Source organism: Micromonospora sp. DT4, from assembly GCF_049841675.1.
In the GTDB taxonomy this organism is placed as follows: Bacteria; Actinomycetota; Actinomycetes; order Mycobacteriales; family Micromonosporaceae; genus Micromonospora.
Window position 1 is genome coordinate 17077 of record NZ_JBNCKT010000025.1, and the last position, 15149, is coordinate 32225.

General features: G+C 69.8%; 13 protein-coding genes, 1 tRNA gene and 2 pseudogenes. 6 read left to right on the forward strand and 10 right to left on the reverse strand.

The window, feature by feature from the left end:
• Positions 1 to 414: 414 nt before the first annotated feature.
• From ACLQ24_RS10375 to ACLQ24_RS10390, 4 genes and pseudogenes are all read left to right on the forward strand, one after another.
• The gene (locus ACLQ24_RS10375; protein WP_425890786.1) at positions 415 to 1188 is read left to right on the forward strand and encodes a class I SAM-dependent methyltransferase; all 774 of its coding nucleotides are present in this window, start codon (positions 415 to 417) and stop codon (positions 1186 to 1188) included.
• Between the two features lie 107 nt (positions 1189 to 1295).
• Positions 1296 to 1847, forward strand: coding sequence for a Uma2 family endonuclease (locus ACLQ24_RS10380; RefSeq protein ID WP_425890740.1), 552 nt, complete (start codon positions 1296 to 1298; stop codon positions 1845 to 1847).
• 35 nt (positions 1848 to 1882) lie between these two features.
• Positions 1883 to 2101 (forward strand): DUF2945 domain-containing protein, encoded by a 219-nt coding sequence (locus ACLQ24_RS10385; protein ID WP_425890742.1) that lies wholly within the window; start codon positions 1883 to 1885, stop codon positions 2099 to 2101.
• Positions 2088 to 2435 (forward strand): annotated as a pseudogene (locus ACLQ24_RS10390) (DUF3140 domain-containing protein); the annotation flags it as partial. The gene ACLQ24_RS10385 and the pseudogene ACLQ24_RS10390, both read left to right, overlap by 14 nt.
• A 219-nt stretch (positions 2436 to 2654) precedes the next feature.
• Here the strand turns inward: ACLQ24_RS10390 and polA are convergent.
• The 8 genes from polA to ACLQ24_RS10430 all read right to left on the reverse strand — a co-directional run bounded on the left by polA (position 2655) and on the right by ACLQ24_RS10430 (position 12709).
• A complete protein-coding gene (gene polA, locus ACLQ24_RS10395; protein WP_425890744.1) occupies positions 2655 to 5354 on the reverse strand; it encodes a DNA polymerase I in 2700 nt (899 codons plus the stop codon).
• A gap of 135 nt (positions 5355 to 5489) precedes the next feature.
• Complete coding sequence (locus ACLQ24_RS10400; protein WP_425890745.1) at positions 5490 to 6203, reverse strand: ABC transporter ATP-binding protein; 714 nt, start codon at positions 6201 to 6203, stop codon at positions 5490 to 5492.
• Positions 6190 to 7107, reverse strand: coding sequence for an ABC transporter ATP-binding protein (locus ACLQ24_RS10405; protein ID WP_374109281.1), 918 nt, complete (start codon positions 7105 to 7107; stop codon positions 6190 to 6192). Before ACLQ24_RS10405 ends, ACLQ24_RS10400 begins: the two co-directional genes overlap by 14 nt.
• Before the next feature lie 16 nt (positions 7108 to 7123).
• Entirely contained in the window at positions 7124 to 8281 is a 1158-nt protein-coding gene (locus ACLQ24_RS10410; protein WP_425890747.1) for a branched-chain amino acid ABC transporter permease, read from the reverse strand.
• On the reverse strand, positions 8278 to 9261 hold the full coding sequence (locus tag ACLQ24_RS10415) for a branched-chain amino acid ABC transporter permease (protein WP_425890787.1): 984 nt from the start codon (positions 9259 to 9261) through the stop codon (positions 8278 to 8280). Before ACLQ24_RS10415 ends, ACLQ24_RS10410 begins: the two co-directional genes overlap by 4 nt.
• A 66-nt stretch (positions 9262 to 9327) precedes the next feature.
• The gene (locus tag ACLQ24_RS10420; protein WP_425890749.1) at positions 9328 to 10479 is read right to left on the reverse strand and encodes a branched-chain amino acid ABC transporter substrate-binding protein; all 1152 of its coding nucleotides are present in this window, start codon (positions 10477 to 10479) and stop codon (positions 9328 to 9330) included.
• Between the two features lie 362 nt (positions 10480 to 10841).
• The gene (locus tag ACLQ24_RS10425) at positions 10842 to 12029 is read right to left on the reverse strand and encodes a hypothetical protein (protein ID WP_425890751.1); all 1188 of its coding nucleotides are present in this window, start codon (positions 12027 to 12029) and stop codon (positions 10842 to 10844) included.
• 56 nt (positions 12030 to 12085) lie between these two features.
• On the reverse strand, positions 12086 to 12709 hold the full coding sequence (locus ACLQ24_RS10430; RefSeq protein WP_355049623.1) for an ANTAR domain-containing response regulator: 624 nt from the start codon (positions 12707 to 12709) through the stop codon (positions 12086 to 12088).
• Between the two features lie 97 nt (positions 12710 to 12806).
• On the opposite strand from ACLQ24_RS10430, the gene ACLQ24_RS10435 reads away from it, so the two are divergent.
• Positions 12807 to 12884: transfer RNA gene (locus ACLQ24_RS10435), tRNA-Leu, on the forward strand.
• 35 nt (positions 12885 to 12919) lie between these two features.
• Positions 12920 to 13294, forward strand: coding sequence for a hypothetical protein (locus ACLQ24_RS10440; protein ID WP_425890753.1), 375 nt, complete (start codon positions 12920 to 12922; stop codon positions 13292 to 13294).
• A gap of 610 nt (positions 13295 to 13904) precedes the next feature.
• Here ACLQ24_RS10440 and ACLQ24_RS10445 read toward each other — a convergent pair.
• Positions 13905 to 14108 (reverse strand): PLP-dependent transferase, encoded by a 204-nt coding sequence (locus tag ACLQ24_RS10445; protein ID WP_425890789.1) that lies wholly within the window; start codon positions 14106 to 14108, stop codon positions 13905 to 13907.
• 146 nt (positions 14109 to 14254) lie between these two features.
• Positions 14255 to 15082, reverse strand: a pseudogene (locus ACLQ24_RS10450) (aminotransferase class I/II-fold pyridoxal phosphate-dependent enzyme); the annotation flags it as partial.
• Positions 15083 to 15149: the final 67 nt, after the last annotated feature.

Here is a 15149-nt window from a genome sequence, read left to right on the forward strand (position 1 = left end):
TCGCGGTGACCTGTTCGCGCCAGCGGATCCGTCGCCGGGCACACCGAACGATCGCCTAGTGAGATCATGATGTGGTCCGTCGACCGCGCACCTGCTCCCTGCCGAGACACACGATCCGCGAGCGCATCGTCTAGCCTACCGTGCGCATTACCACAGCGTGCAAGCCCTCCCGTCTCCTCGCCGCGCGGCGACCTGCGAAAGCCGAACAATCGCCCGGAAACGACCCCTCGTGTCTCGTACGTCACAGCGGCCCCACCCGCCACTCGGACGACGCGGTTTCCGGGCAATCGGCGCGCCGTGCGGTGCCCGACACCCCCGAGTCCGCGTCGATCCCGCCGCGCCGCCGGCGTGGACTGCGGGGTGGGGGCCTAGCGTGAGCGCGTGGATGACGACAGCCGGGTGACCCGGCGCCGCATGGGTGACGCCGAGGTCCGGCGGGCCAACCGCGGCTGGTGGGACACCGACGCCGACGACTACCAGGCCGAACACGGCGCGTTCCTCGGCGACGTGGACTTCGTCTGGTGCCCGGAGGGGCTGCGCGAGGCGGACGCCCACCTGCTCGGCGACGTGGCGGGACGACGGCTGCTCGAGGTGGGTTGCGGCGCCGCCGCCGCCGCCCGCTGGCTCGCCACCCAGGGCGCGCGGCCGGTCGCCTTCGACCTGTCCGCCGGCATGTTGCGGCACGCCGCCGAGGCCGCCGACACCACGGGGGTACGCGTGCCGCTGGTGCAGGCCGACGCGCTCGCCCTGCCGTTCGCCGACCAGTCGTTCGACGTGGCCTGCACGGCGTTCGGGGCGATCCCGTTCGTGGACGACTCGGCGGCCCTGCTCGCCGAGGTGCACCGGGTGCTGCGCCCGGGCGGCCGATGGGTGTTCTCGGTGACCCATCCGATGCGCTGGATCTTCCTGGACGACCCCGGCGAGGGCGGCCTGAGGGCCGTGCACTCGTACTTCGACCGCTCCTCCTACGTGGAGCAGGACGAGACCGGCGTGGCCACGTACGTGGAGCAGCACCGGACCCTCGGTGACCGGATCCGGGAACTGGTCGGCGCGGGATTCCGGCTGCTGGACCTGGTGGAGCCGGAGTGGCCGCAGGGGCACGAGGGGATCTGGGGGCAGTGGAGCCCGCTGCGCGGACGACTCTTCCCCGGCACCGCCATCTTCGTCACCGACAAGCCCGCCGACTGAGCGTGCCGCACCCGTTGTCCGACGTGTGGGGCATCGATCGCCGGTAGGCTCGGCCCATGCGCGCCGAGCCCATCCCGACATCACCTGGCCCCTGGTGTCCGGACCCGATGCGGCAGCAGCGTGCCGACTACACGCTGGAGGACCTGCTCACCCTGCCGGACGACGCCCCCCGCGTCGAACTCGTCGACGGAGTTATCCAGGTGACACCCTCCCCCACCCTGGGCCATCAAGACATCTGCGGTCTGCTGTGGCTGTGGCTGCGCTCGCACGCCCCGGCGGACCTTCGTGCCGCCCAAGCAGTCGGAGTCGCACTCAGCCGCAACACCAGCCGTCAGCCTGACGTGCTGCTCTGTCGCGCGGAGGTGCCGTCCAACCGGTCCACCCTGCGGCCGGCGGATGTCGTGCTCGCCGTGGAGATCGTCTCGCCCGGCACCCGACGGACTGACCGGTTCGCGAAGCCTGGCGAGTACGCCGCCGCCGGCATCCCCTTCTACTGGCGGATCGAGCAGGACCCGGTGCACGTCTACGCGTACCGGATCGGCGACCGGGTGGGCCCGGGCGGTGAGCGGCAGTACGAGTTGGTCGCCGACGGCGCCGAGGTGATCGAGCTGACCGAGCCGTTCGACATGAAGCTGCCGATCGCCGAGATCACGCCGTAGCCGTTTCGCCCTTGCCGGCTCGGGTAGCCGGGGGCATGGCCGAACAGAGGTTCCACCAGGGCGACCACGTCTCCTGGTCGGCACACGGCAGCCGCGCGTACGGCGTGGTGCAGGGCACGATCACCGAACGGACCCGGGTACGCGGGCGAGCGGTGAACGCGTCCCCGGACGACCCGCAGTACCGGGTCCGCAGTGCCGGCACCGGCCGCGACGTGGCCCACCGCCCGGAGGCGTTGCGTCATGAGCAGAGCTGACGACCAGGGCCGGGACACCTACCGGGAGTTCACCGACGCGGTGAACATGAAGCCCGGTGAGCTGTCCACCTGGCTGGAGACCGACGAGTCGAAGCAGGTCGGCTGGCACAAGGGCGGCCGTACCGGTGGTGGCGAGTCCGTCGGACACGAATCCGGCCGGAAAATCATCAACCTGCTCCGCCGTAAGCGCGGCGATCTCTCCGAGGCGGACTACAAGCACATGCGCAAGGTCGTCGGCTACGTCCGTCGGCACATGGCGCAGCGCCCGTCCGGCAACGTCCGCGACACGAAGTGGCGCTGGTCCCTCATGAACTGGGGCCACGACCCGATGAAGTAGCGCACAGCGCAAGATCTCCACAACTTCGGCGCGGCAGCAAGAACCGCGCCCCAGCCACCACACTTCGGGGAAGTTGCCGCCTCAGAACGCCCCGACCCAGCACTTTGCCCGAAGTTGGCGGATCAACGCCATGCCCGCCCGACGAAGCGGGGCGGCCCACGGGAGCAGGAAGTGACGCGACCGCGGCTGCCCCGGAACCCCCACCGCAACACCAGATCAGTGATCGGCGCTGTTCCAGTCGCGGCCCTCGCCCACCGACACCTCCAGCGGCACCGACAACGGGTACGCCCCGCCCATCTCGCGCCGCACCAGTGCCTCCAGCGCCTCCCGCTCACCGGGCGCGACCTCGAAGACCAACTCGTCGTGCACCTGCAACAGCATCCGGGAGCGTAGACCCGCGTCGACGAGCGCGGTGTCGACGTGCAGCATCGCCACCTTGATGATGTCGGCGGCCGAACCCTGGATGGGGGCGTTGAGCGCCATCCGCTCGGCGATGTCGCGGCGCTGCCGGTTGTCGCTTACCAGGTCGGGCAGGTAGCGGCGGCGGCCCAGGATGGTCGAGGTGTAGCCGTCCTGGCGGGCCTTGGCGACCACCTGGTGCAGGTAGTCGCGTACCCCGCCGAAGCCCGCGAAGTAGTTCTCCATCAGCCCGCGCGCCTCGTCGGTGCCGATGCTGAGCTGCTGGGACAGGCCGAACGCGCTGAGCCCGTACGCCAGGCCGTAGTTCATTGCCTTGATCTTGCGCCGCTGGTCCGGCGTGACCTCGTCGACCGGCACGCCGAAGACCGACGAGGCGGTGGCGGCGTGGAAGTCGGCCCCGGAGTTGAACGCCTCGATCAGCGCATCGTCCGACGAGAGGTGCGCCATGATCCGCATTTCGATCTGGCTGTAGTCGGCGGTGAGCAGGCACTCGTACCCGGCACCCACCACGAAGGCCCGGCGGATGCGCCGGCCCTCCTCGGTGCGAATCGGGATGTTCTGCAGGTTGGGCTCGGTGGACGAGAGCCGACCGGTGGCCGCGACCGTCTGGTTGAAGGTGGTGTGGATTCGCCCGTCGTCGGAGACGGACTTGAGCAGGCCGTCCACCGTCGACTTGAGCTTCGCGACGTCGCGGTGGCGCAGCAGGTGGGCCAGCACCGGGTGGGGCTGCTGCGCGTAGAGCCACTGCAGGGCGTCGGCGTCGGTGGTGTAACCCGTCTTGATCTTCTTGGTTTTCGGCAGGCCCAGCTCGGTGAAGAGGATCTCCTGCAACTGCTTGGGCGACCCGAGGTTGAACTCCCGGCCCACCGCCTCGTACGCGCCCTGCGCGGCGGCCTTCACCTCGGCGGCGAAGTGCGCCTCCAACTCGGAGAGGTAGTCGGTGTCGGCGGCGATGCCGGTGCGCTCCATCGCGGCGAGCACCCGCATCAGCGGCAGCTCCACCCCGGCCATCAGCCGCGCGGACTGTTCGCCGTCGCGGGACAGCTCGGCGTCGATCGAGTCGGCGAGGTCGAGGGTCGCGCGGGCCTGGAGCATGAGGTTCTGCTCGGCCACCCCCTCGTCGCCCAGCCCGTCGAGGGTGAGCTGACCGGTCTCGGGCGCGTCCACCCGCAGCTCGCGGTGCAGGTAGCGCAGGGCCAGGTCGGTCAGGTCGTAGGACCGCTGGTCGGGGCGGGCCAGGTACGCGGCGATCTGGGTGTCGCGGACGATGCCGGCCAGCTCCCAGCCGTGTGCGGCGCAGGCCAGCACGGCGGGCTTGCTGTCGTGCAGCACCTTGGGCCGCTGCGCGTCGGCCAGCCAGGACGCGAGGGCGCCCTCGTCGGAGGCGTCGAGCCCACTGGGGTCGACCCAGGCTGCCGCCCCACCGGCGCTGGCCAGCGCCAGCCCGGTGATCGAGGCGGTGTGCCGGCGGTTGGGGCCGGTGTCCAGCTTGACCGCGAGCCCGACCGGGGTGCCGCTCGGGGCGTGGGCGTCCAGCCAGGCGGCGAGCGCGCCCGGCTCGGTGAGGACCTCGCCGGTCAGGTCGAAGCCGGACTCGGCCTCCGGCTCGACGGCCTCCAGGTACTGGTAGAGGCGGTCGCGCAGGATGCGGAACTCCAGGGTGTCGAAGACCTGGTGTACGGCCTCCCGGTCCCAACCGGCCCAGCGGGCGTCCTCCGGGCGCAGCGGCAGTTCCAGGTCGGAGACCAGGCAGTTGATCTCGTAGTTGCGGATCACGTCGGCGAGCCGCTCCCGCAGGCTGTCACCGGCCTTGCCCTTGATCTCGTCGGCGCGGGCGATGACGCCCTCCACCCCGCCGTACGTGGTGATCCACTTGGCGGCGGTCTTCGGCCCGACACCCGGCACGCCGGGCAGGTTGTCGCTGGTCTCGCCGACCAGCGCGGCGAGGTCACGGTAACGCTCGGGGCCGACGCCGTACTTCGCCTCGATCGCCGCCGGGTCCATCCGGGCCAGGTCGGAGACGCCCTTGCGCGGATAGAGCACGGTGACCTGGTCGCCGACGAGCTGGAACGCGTCGCGGTCGCCGCTGCTGATCAGCACCGTCATGCCCTGGTCGCGGGCCTGGCAGGCGAGCGTCGCGATGACGTCGTCGGCCTCGTAGCCCTCCATCTCGACCACCGGGATCTGCAACGCCGCCAGGACCTCCTTGACGAGGCTGACCTGGCCCTTGAAGTCGGTGGGGGTCTCGCTGCGGCCGGCCTTGTACTCCGCGTACTTGTCGGTGCGGAAGGACCGGCGGGAGACGTCGAAGGCGACGACGATGTGGGTAGGCTGCTCGTCGCGCAGGACGTTGATCAGCATCGAGGTGAAGCCGTACACCGCGTTGGTCGGCTGCCCCGTCGTGGTGGAGAAGTTCTCGACCGGCAGGGCGAAGAACGCCCGGTATGCCAGGGAATGTCCGTCGACGAGGAGCAGGCGCGGCGTCGTAGCTGTCACGGCAGCGACTCTAGTCCGTCGCACCGACAACCCCGGGTGGCGGCACCGCGCCACGGGCGCGAAAACACACCCCACGGCACACACGCCGACGGCCGGCCGCCCACGAGGGGACGACCGGCCGCCGGATGCGGTGGCTCAGGCCACGCCGAGGTACGCCTCCTTGACTGCCGGGTCATGCAGGAGTTCCTGGCCGGTGCCCTCCTTGACGATCCGGCCGGTCTCCAACACGTAGCCCCGGTGGGCCCGCGAGAGCGCCTGCTGGGCGTTCTGCTCGACCAGCAGGATGGTCGTGCCCTGCTGATTGATCTCGGTGATGATGTCGAAGATCTGCCGGATCACCAGCGGGGCCAGACCCATCGACGGCTCGTCGAGCAACAGCAGCTTCGGACGGCTCATCAGCGCCCGGCCGACCGCGAGCATCTGCTGCTCGCCGCCGGAGAGGGTGCCGCCGGCCTGCTTGCGCCGCTCGGCCAGCCGGGGGAAGAGGGTCAGGACCCGCTCCAGGTCGGCGGCGATGCCGGCGGAGTCCCGCCGGGTGTACGCCCCCATGTCCAGGTTCTCCATGACCGTCATACCGGGGAAGATCTGCCGCCCCTCCGGCGACTGACACAACCCCCGCACCACCCGCAGGTCGGCCCGGAGCTTGCTGATGTCCTCACCGTTGAACGTGATCTTCCCGGTGCTGAGCGACCTGGTCCCGGAGATGGCACGCATCGTGGTGGTCTTACCGGCGCCGTTCGCGCCGATCAGGGCCACCACCTCACGCTCGTTGACGGTGAGGCTGATCCCGTGCAACGCCTCGATCCGGCCGTACGCGACGGCGACGTTCTCGAGCTCAAGCAGCGTCATCGGCGGGCTCCCCCAGGTACGCGGCGATCACCTTCGGATCGCGGCTGACCTCCGCGGGCGCACCCTCGGCGATCTTGCGGCCGAACTCCAGCACCACGATCCGGTCGGTGACACCCATGACCAGCCGCATATCGTGCTCGATGAGCAGGACGGTCAGGCCCATGTCACGGATCTTGCGGATCAGGGTGAGGAGTTCCTCCTTCTCCGCCGGGTTGAAGCCGGCGGCCGGCTCGTCCAGGCAGATCAGCTTCGGCTCGGTGGCCAGCGCGCGGGCGATCTCCAACCGGCGCTGGTAGCCGTACGGCAGGTTGCGCGCCTCGTCGTTGGCCCGGTCGGCGATCCCGACGAAGCGCAGCAACTCGAGCGCCTTGGCCTCCGCCGCCCGCTCCTCCAGGATGTGCCGGGACAGGCCGAAGATCTTCGCGGCCGACAGGCGCACCTGCTGCCAGGTCCGGACGATCCCGGACGCGGCGGTGACCTGCGGCAGCTCCTCCGGCTTGGGTCGCACCCGGTAGAGCCGGAACAGCGCCCCCGGCACACTTGTCTTGTGCCGGGAGTCCGTGCCGACCATGACGTTCTCCAGCGCCGTCATCTCCGGGAAGAGACGGATGTTCTGGAACGTCCGGGAGATGCCCAACTGGCTGATCTGGTGCGGCTTGCGGCCGGTCACCTTCTGGCCCCGGAACCGGACCGCGCCCGACGTCGGCTTGTAGACCCCGGTCATCACGTTGAAGCTGGTGGTCTTGCCGGCGCCGTTGGGGCCGATGAGGCCGAGGATCTCGCCCTCGTAGATCTGGAAATTGATCTTGTCGAGGGCGACCACGCCGCCGAAGCGGAGCGTGACGTCGTCGACTTCGAGAAGCACCTGCCGAGGCCCCGGCTGAGTCGGGATCTTCGGCGTCACGGCGCTGGTGGACTGGTCAGACACGAGCGGGCACCTCCTCTGCCTCCGCCGCGCGATCGGACAACTCGCGGGCACGCCGCCGGCTGGGCACCAGACCCTGCGGACGCAGGATCATCACCAGCACCATGGCCAGGCCGAAGACCAGCCACCGGTAGTCGGCGAAGTCACGGAACCGCTCCGGCAGGTACGCCAGCAGCACCGCGCCGAGCGAGACGCCGATCATGTTGCCGGAGCCACCGACCACCACCATCGCGACGAAGAGGATGGACAGGTTCGCGTTGAACTGGGTCGGGTCGATGAACGCGTTCCGGCTGCCGAAGAGGAAGCCCGACAGGCCGCCGAGCGCCGCGCCGATGGCGAACGCCCAGAGCTTGAACTTGAACGGGTACACGCCCATCACCGCGGCGGCGTCCTCGTCCTCACGCACGGCCAGCCACGCCCGGCCGACCCGGCTGTGCTCCAGCCGGCGAACCAGGAACACCATGATCAGTACGAACGTGATCGCCAACCAGTACCAGGGCTTCGCGTCGATCAGGCCGAAGACCTTGTTGTCCGGCGACGGCGCACCCTCGGGACCGGGGATGGCCGAGATGCCCACCGGGCCGTTGGTCAGACCGGTGGCGTTGCGGGCCACGATCCGGATGATCTCGCCGAAGCCCAGCGTCACGATGGCCAGGTAGTCACCGCGCAGCCGCAGCGTCGGCCAGCCCAGCAACACCCCGGAGATCATGGTCAGCACGATCGCGATGAAGAGGCAGATCGCCCAGGTGACAGCCCACGTCGGCGGGAGGTCAAATTCCTTCTGGAACCACTTCACCACCGGGGAGTTCACCGAACCGAACAACGCCACGCTGTACGCGCCGATGGCGAAGAAGCCGATGTAGCCCAGGTCGAGCAGGCCGGCGAGGCCGACCACCACGTTCAGGCCGATCGCGACCAGCACGTAGATGGCGCAGACGAAGAGCACGCCCGCCCAGTTGTTGCCGCCCTGGATCGAGTCGGTCCGCAGCCAGGTCAGGCCCGGAATGCCGAGCAGCGGCAGGTAGTAGAGGATCGCCACAAAGGCGGCCAGCCCGAGGGCCTGCTGCCACTTCGTGAGCGCCCGCCAACGGTCGCCGATACCGGTCAGCAGCGTCACCCGACGCTGATCTGCGAAGCGGATCTTGTTGATCATGCGCGGGCCCTCCCAAGCGACTCGCCCAACAGACCGGTGGGCCGGAACATCAGCACCACGATCAGCACCACGAAGGCGATGACGTCCTCCCAGTTGGACGCGAAGAGCGTGGCGCCGTAAACCTCGACGATGCCGAGGAAGAGGCCACCCAGCAGCGCGCCGCGCAGGTTACCGATGCCGCCCAGGACCGCGGCGGTGAACGCCTTCAGGCCGAGCACGAAGCCGATGCTGTTCTGGGTGAAGCCGAACCGCATGCTCCACAGCAACGCGGCCGCGCCGGCCATGATGCCGCCCAGCACGAAGATCAGCATGATGACGCGCTCCTGGTTGACGCCCATCAGCGCGGCCGTCTCCGGGTTCTGGGCCACCGCGCGCACGCCCCGGCCGTACCGGGTGCGGTTGATGAACCAGTCGAGCAGCGCCATCATCACCACGGCCGCGACGAACACGATCACCTGGATGTTGGTGATGCTCGTGTTGCCGATGGTGACCAGGGTCTCCTGCTTGATGATCGTCGGCATACCGACGATCTGCCGGGGCCGGCCGAATACGTCCGGCATTACCCCACCCAGCAGCTTGGGCAGCACCTGCCCGAAGAGCTCCACGAACACCAGCGACAGACCGATCGCGGTGATCAGGAAGATCAGCGGCGGCGCGTTCTTGCGCCGCAGCGGCCGGTACGCGACCCGCTCGAGCGCCAGAGCCGTACCGCCTGAGGCGACCGCCGCGACGATGAGGCCGAGCACCAGGAACAGGATCGCCTGGCCGACAGGGGGGTTATTTTCCACACCGAGCTGGTTCCACAGGATCAGCACCGCGAAGGTGCCGACCATGAAGACCTCGGAGTGCGCGAAGTTGATCAGACGAAGGACGCCGTAGACGAGTGTGTAGCCAAGGGCGATCAGGGCGTAGATGGCGCCCTTGGAAAGGCCATCGACCGTGTGCTGGCCGAGATGACCAATCAGTTCATCGAAATGCACCGGGGGTCTCCTTGAATCAAGTGCGGCCGGGGTGATGCACCCCGGCCGCACTCCATCGCCATGGCATCAGCTGAGCTTGAGCTCCTGCAGCGGCTCGATGGCCTCGCCCTTGATCTGGTAGGCCCAGATGACGACCTTCGACGGGTCGACGTCGCCCTTGGAGTCGAACTTGATGTACTTCGACACACCCTGCTTGTCGTACGCCTTCACGTACGCCAGGATGTCCGCCCGGGTCTTCTTGCCGTCCTTGAAGGCGTCCAGGTAGATCTTGGCGCCGTCGTAGCCCTCAGCACCGTAGGAGCCCGGCGCGATGCCGTACTCCTTCTGGTAGTCGGCGGCGAAGGTGCCGCCGGCCTTGACAGCCGGGAGGCAGGGGCAGGTGATGATCGCGCCGTCGGCGCCGCCGGAGGCGCCCTTCGGGAAGGCCGAATCGTACAGACCGTCCGGGCCGACGAACTTGGCCTTGATGCCGGCAGCGCGCATCTGCTTCACCAGCGGGGCGGCCTCACGGGTGTAGCCACCGTAGAAGACGTAGTCCGCCTGCGCGGCCTTGATCTTGGAGATGGTGGCGTCGAACTGCGCCTGCCGCTCCTGGATCTTGTCCTTGTTGACCACCAGCGGGCCGAGCTGCTTGCCCAGCTCCTCGGTGATGCCGGCGCCGTACGCGCTGGCGTCGTCGATCATGAAGACCTTCGCCGCGTTCTGCGCCTTCAGGTAGCTCGCCACCGCACCGGCCTGCGTGCCGTCGTTGCCGACGACCCGGTAGAAGGACGTGTTGTTCTTCTGGGTCAGGTCCGTACGGGTCGCCGACGGGCTGATCATGGCCAGGCCAGCGGCCTGGTAGATCGGCATGGTGGCGTCCGACTCACCGGAGAAGTGGCCACCGATGACACCGAGGAACGAGTTGTCACCCGCGATCTGGTTCGCGAACGGGGTCGCGACAGCCGGGTCGCCCTGGGTGTCGAACTCCTGCATGGTGACCTTGCAGTTCGGGTTCGCCCCGTTGAACTGCTTCACGGCGAGCTTCGCGCCGTTGAGCGACGGGATCACCAGACCCGCGTTGTCACCGGTGAACGCGCCGAAGATCGCGATCTTGCCACCGCAGTCACCGGACGCGGTCCCACCGTCGCCGCCACCGGAATCCTGGCAACCAGCCGCAACCACCAGGGTCGCGGCGAGCGCAACAGTGCCCAGCGCCCGTACATAGCTTCGCCTCACGGCTTCCTGACCTCCTCCAGATGCGGACGCGGCTGACCCGTAGTGACGGCGACAGCACGCGGACCGCAGATCCACCCACCCCGCAGGGATGCCCCCTGCGTAACGGCTCGTGATGGCGGAGCGTACCGACACCGCACGCCGTCTCGGAAGGCCTGAACGCGGGGTCTGCGAAACCGTTACGAAGACGTGGGTAATCCTGTCGATACGCGTAACAGGTGAATCCGTCGATCGGTCCTTAGGCCGACGCCAAGTCGGCGGCTCACCACACCCGCCGGGCCCAAAAACCCACCGAAAAGGTGGGCTGACCTGGGCAAACAGCGGGACCTGACGTGTCCGGAATGTGAGACGGCCGGGTCCTTCCCTCAGCCGCCCGTCCCGCTCGCCCACCACAGTCCGGACCGCGAACCGTCGTCCACCGCCACCCACCAACGGTCACCCACCGCCACCACCGCCACGTCCCGGTCGGCGCCCGCCGCCACATCGTGGGGCAGCGCGGCCTCCCGCCACGACCCACCACGATCCGTCGACACCCACACCGAGTAACGCGCGCCGTCCACCACCGCCGCGAACAACCGACCATCCGCGGCCACCAGCGACGCCACCTGCGGCACACCCGCGTCCGAACGCCGCCCGAACACGCCCGCCGCCACCCAGCCCGCCGGCTCCTGACGCCACGCGCCGAACGTCGCCCCCCGCAACCCGACCGCCACCGGCACCCCATCGGCCAGCGCCACCCGCTGCAACTCCTCGTACTCCGGACCGCCCGGCAACACCGTGCGCTGCCACGACCGCCCGTCCGGCGACGACCACACCGCCGGATCCCGGTCGATCCGACCAGCCGGCAGCAGACCCCCCACCGCCAACCACCCGGACGACGTCGCCACCGCGTCGAACGCCCAGGTCACCCCCTCGGCGTCACTCGCCAACCCCGGGGCGCCCTCCACCAGCGCGAACTCCGCCGCCGGCGGCGACGACACCCAGGACGCCGCGCCCGCCGACCGGTTACCCACGATCAACCAACCCGACGGACCCGCCGCCAGGCGGGACACGTTCACCGCCGTCGGCCCGCCGTACGTCTCGAACGACGCCTGCACCTCGACCAGCGCGCCGTCGGCCACCTGCCGCCACGTGCTCACCCGCGGATAGCCGTGCGCCCCGCCGACCTTCGCGCCGATCACCGCCGCCCGACCGTCACGACACGCCACCGACGACAGCACGTTCTGCTTGCCGTAGAACGAATCCGCCCGCACCGGCAGCGCCGACCACGCCGTACCGTCCACACTGGACCACGCCGCCGGACGGGTCCCGCCCGACGCGTCCGCGACACCGCCGACCAGGAACCACCGGCCCGCGCACGCCGCCACATCCCGCACCAGAAGGCGGCCCGCGCCACCCGGCGGCGCCGGCATCGTCACCGCCTTCCACGCCGGCCGCGACGCCGGCACAGCGGCCGCCGTAGACCCGCCGCCGCCCGGCACGGCCGGACCGTCACATCCCGCCAGCAGCAGCGCGAACAGGCCGGACACCGCGATCACCCGTCGGACGGACACCCGTCGATGCTAACCACCACCGGCCGCCCGGGCGGCCCCGCGCATGCCGTACGCCGTCAGACGCTCGGCTGCTGCGCCACCTCGCCGCCGGCGGTTTCCGCGAGGATCCGCTCGGCGACCTCCTTCATGGTCATCCGGTGGTCCATCGCCGTGCGCTGGATCCACTTGAACGCCTGCGGCTCGGTCATCCCGTACGTCGTCATCAGCGCGCCCTTGGCGCGCTCCACCGTCTTGCGGATCTCCAGGCGGTCGGTCAGGCTCGCGACCTCGGCCTCCAGGGCGGCGACCTCCGAGTACCGCGACAACGCGATCTCCACCGCCGGGACCAGGTCACTCTTCTGGAAAGGCTTGACGAGGTACGCCATCGCCCCCGCCGCCCGCGCCCGCTCCACCAGATCCCGCTGGCTGAACGCGGTGAGGATGATCACCGGGGCGATCCGGGCGCCCGCGATGCGCTCGGCGGCGGCCAGCCCGTCCATGATCGGCATTTTGATGTCGAGGATGACGAGGTCGGGCTTCAACTCCTCGGCCAGGCGCACGGCGGTCTCGCCGTCGCCGGCCTCCCCCACCACCTCGTAGCCCTCTTCGACCAGCATCTCGGCGAGGTCCAGCCGGATCAGCGCCTCGTCCTCGGCGATCAGTACGCGCCTGCGCTCGGCATCCGTCGGCGTCTCAGCCACCAGCCCTACCCCCACCAGTTCGAACCCGACACCCGCCCAGCCGGGTGTCACCGCCCTCAGCGTAGTGGGTATCCTGTCAGGGCCGAATCAGGGAAGCGCCCTCGTAGCCCAACTGGCAGCAGGCAATGGTCTCAAACTCCATACAGTGTGGGTTCGAATCCCACCGAGGGCACCACAAAAGATGTCGTACGGGTGTTCGAGAATTCTCTCGTGTACCCGCCCGAGATTCGCGCACGAGCACGGCAGATGTTCCTGGCCGGCAACACGGTCGCCGACACCGCTCGCGCCAACGGCCTGCCGTACTTGACGGTCTGGCACTGGTGTAATGACCGTCCGGAGGCTCGACTCCAGGGCACGGAGCTTCGGTGCTTCCGCTGCCGGGAAGGTGTCGACAGTCCGACAGACCCCGCCGCCTACGTCTACCTGCTTGGCCTCTATCTCGGTGACGGCCACTTGGTCACGACGGCGCGGGTGCCGGTCTTGCGGATCTACTGCGCTGATGCCTGGCCTGGCCTCATCGAAGCCTGCGACGTGGCGATGCGCGCGGTGCTCGCCACGCCGACATCGAAGGCAATAACTTCATGATCGACCGGCGGAGGGGGCGGTGGCATCACGTGCGTGGGAGCCTGTGCGGGTGTCGACGACAGGGGGTACCGGTCAGCAGGACCCGAAGCTGCGGGAGCTGACCGTCCCCGACGTGGGTGACCTGGAATCGGTTACGTGCGGAGCTGACCGGCGTGGACGCCTGCTTCTACTGCCTGGGCGTCTCGTCGTTGGGTCTGGACGAGGCGGCGTACACCCGGGTCAGCTACGACTACCCCCTCGCTGCGGCGAGGTTGCTGGCCGAGGTGAGCCCCGAGGTCACCTTCGTCTACGTCTCCGGCGTCGGCACCGACTCGACCGGGCAGGGCCGGGTGATGTGGGCGCGCGTCAAGGGTCGCACCGAGGACGCGATCATGGACCTGCTGCCCAACGGGTACGCGGCACGGCCGGGGTTCATCCAGCCGACGTACGGGGCGGTGTCGCGGACGCGGGCCTACCGGATCGGGTACGCGGTAACCCGTCCGCTGTTCCCGGTGTTGCGGCGGCTGCTGCCGAACCAGGTGACGATGACGGACGGGATCGGTCGGGCGATGCCGCGGGTGGCGCGGAGGGCGCGCCGACGCGGGTGTTGGGCAACCGCGAGCTGCGCTGATCAGGCGATCGTGTCGAGCGCCTGGGCGAGGTCGGCGCGCAGGTCCTCGGGGTCTTCCAGTCCGACGGAGAGGCGCAGCAGCGCGGCGGCGGGCTTCGCGTCGCCCTCGACGGGTCGGTGGGTGAGCGAGGCGGGGTGCTGGATGAGCGTGTCGACGCCGCCGAGGGACACGGCGTGGGTGATGAGTCGGCAGGCGGCGGCCACGGTGGCCGCGGCGGGCGCGCCGCCGCGTACCTCGAAGGCGAGCAGGCTGCCGGGCCGGACATCTGCCGGCCGACGAGCGCCGCCGGGTCGTACACCGAGGGGTGGTGCACCCGGTGTACGGCGGGGTGGTCGGCGAGCCAGCCGGCGAGTTTCTCGGCGGTGGCCTGTTGGGCGCGGACCCGCAGCGGCAGGGTCTGCAGGCCGCGGTGCAGGAGGTAGCCGCCGAGGGGGTGCAGGATCGCGCCGGTGACGGCGCGGACCTGGCGGAGTCGGGTGGCCCAGGCGTCGTCGCAGGCGACGACGCCGGCGAGGACGTCGCCGTGCCCGCCGATGCTCTTGGTGGCGCTGTGCAGGACGAGGGCGGCGCCGTGGCGGGCGGGTTGTTGGAGGACGGGGGTGGCGACGGTGTTGTCGACGAGCAGGGGTACGTCACCGGCGGCGAGGGCGAGGGCGGCGATGTCGACGAGATCCAGGGTGGGGTTGGCGGGCGTCTCGATGACGACGAGGGCGGTGTCCGTACCGATGGCGGTGGCGACCTGGTCGGGGTGGGCCCAGGTGACGGTGGTGCCGAGCAGGCCGGTGGCGAGGACGTGGTCGGTGCCGCCGTAGAGGGGGCGCACGGCGACGATGTGGCGGTGTCCGTCGCGGGTGGCGGCGAGCAGGGTGGCGGTGAGGGCGGCCATGCCGCTGGCGAAGGCGACTGCCTGGTCGGTGCCTTCGAGGGCGGCGAGGGCGGTTTCGAAGCGGGCGACGGTGGGGTTCCAGAGCCGTTGGTAGACGGCGCTGGCGTCGGCGGGGAGGGTGCCGCCGGTGGCGAGGTGTTCGTAGGCGTTGCCGCCGTCGTCGACCGAGGGCAGTGGGTTGGTGGTGGAGAGGTCGATCGGTGGTACGTGCACGCCGAGCGTGCGAAGGTCGTCGCGGCCGGCGTGTACGGCCTGGGTGTCCACCATCGTCATGCGGGTAGGGTCGAACATCTGCCGGCGTAAGGGCAACAGTTTGGTAGATGATTCTGCCGAGGGGCCCTGGTTTTGGCTCGTGGTT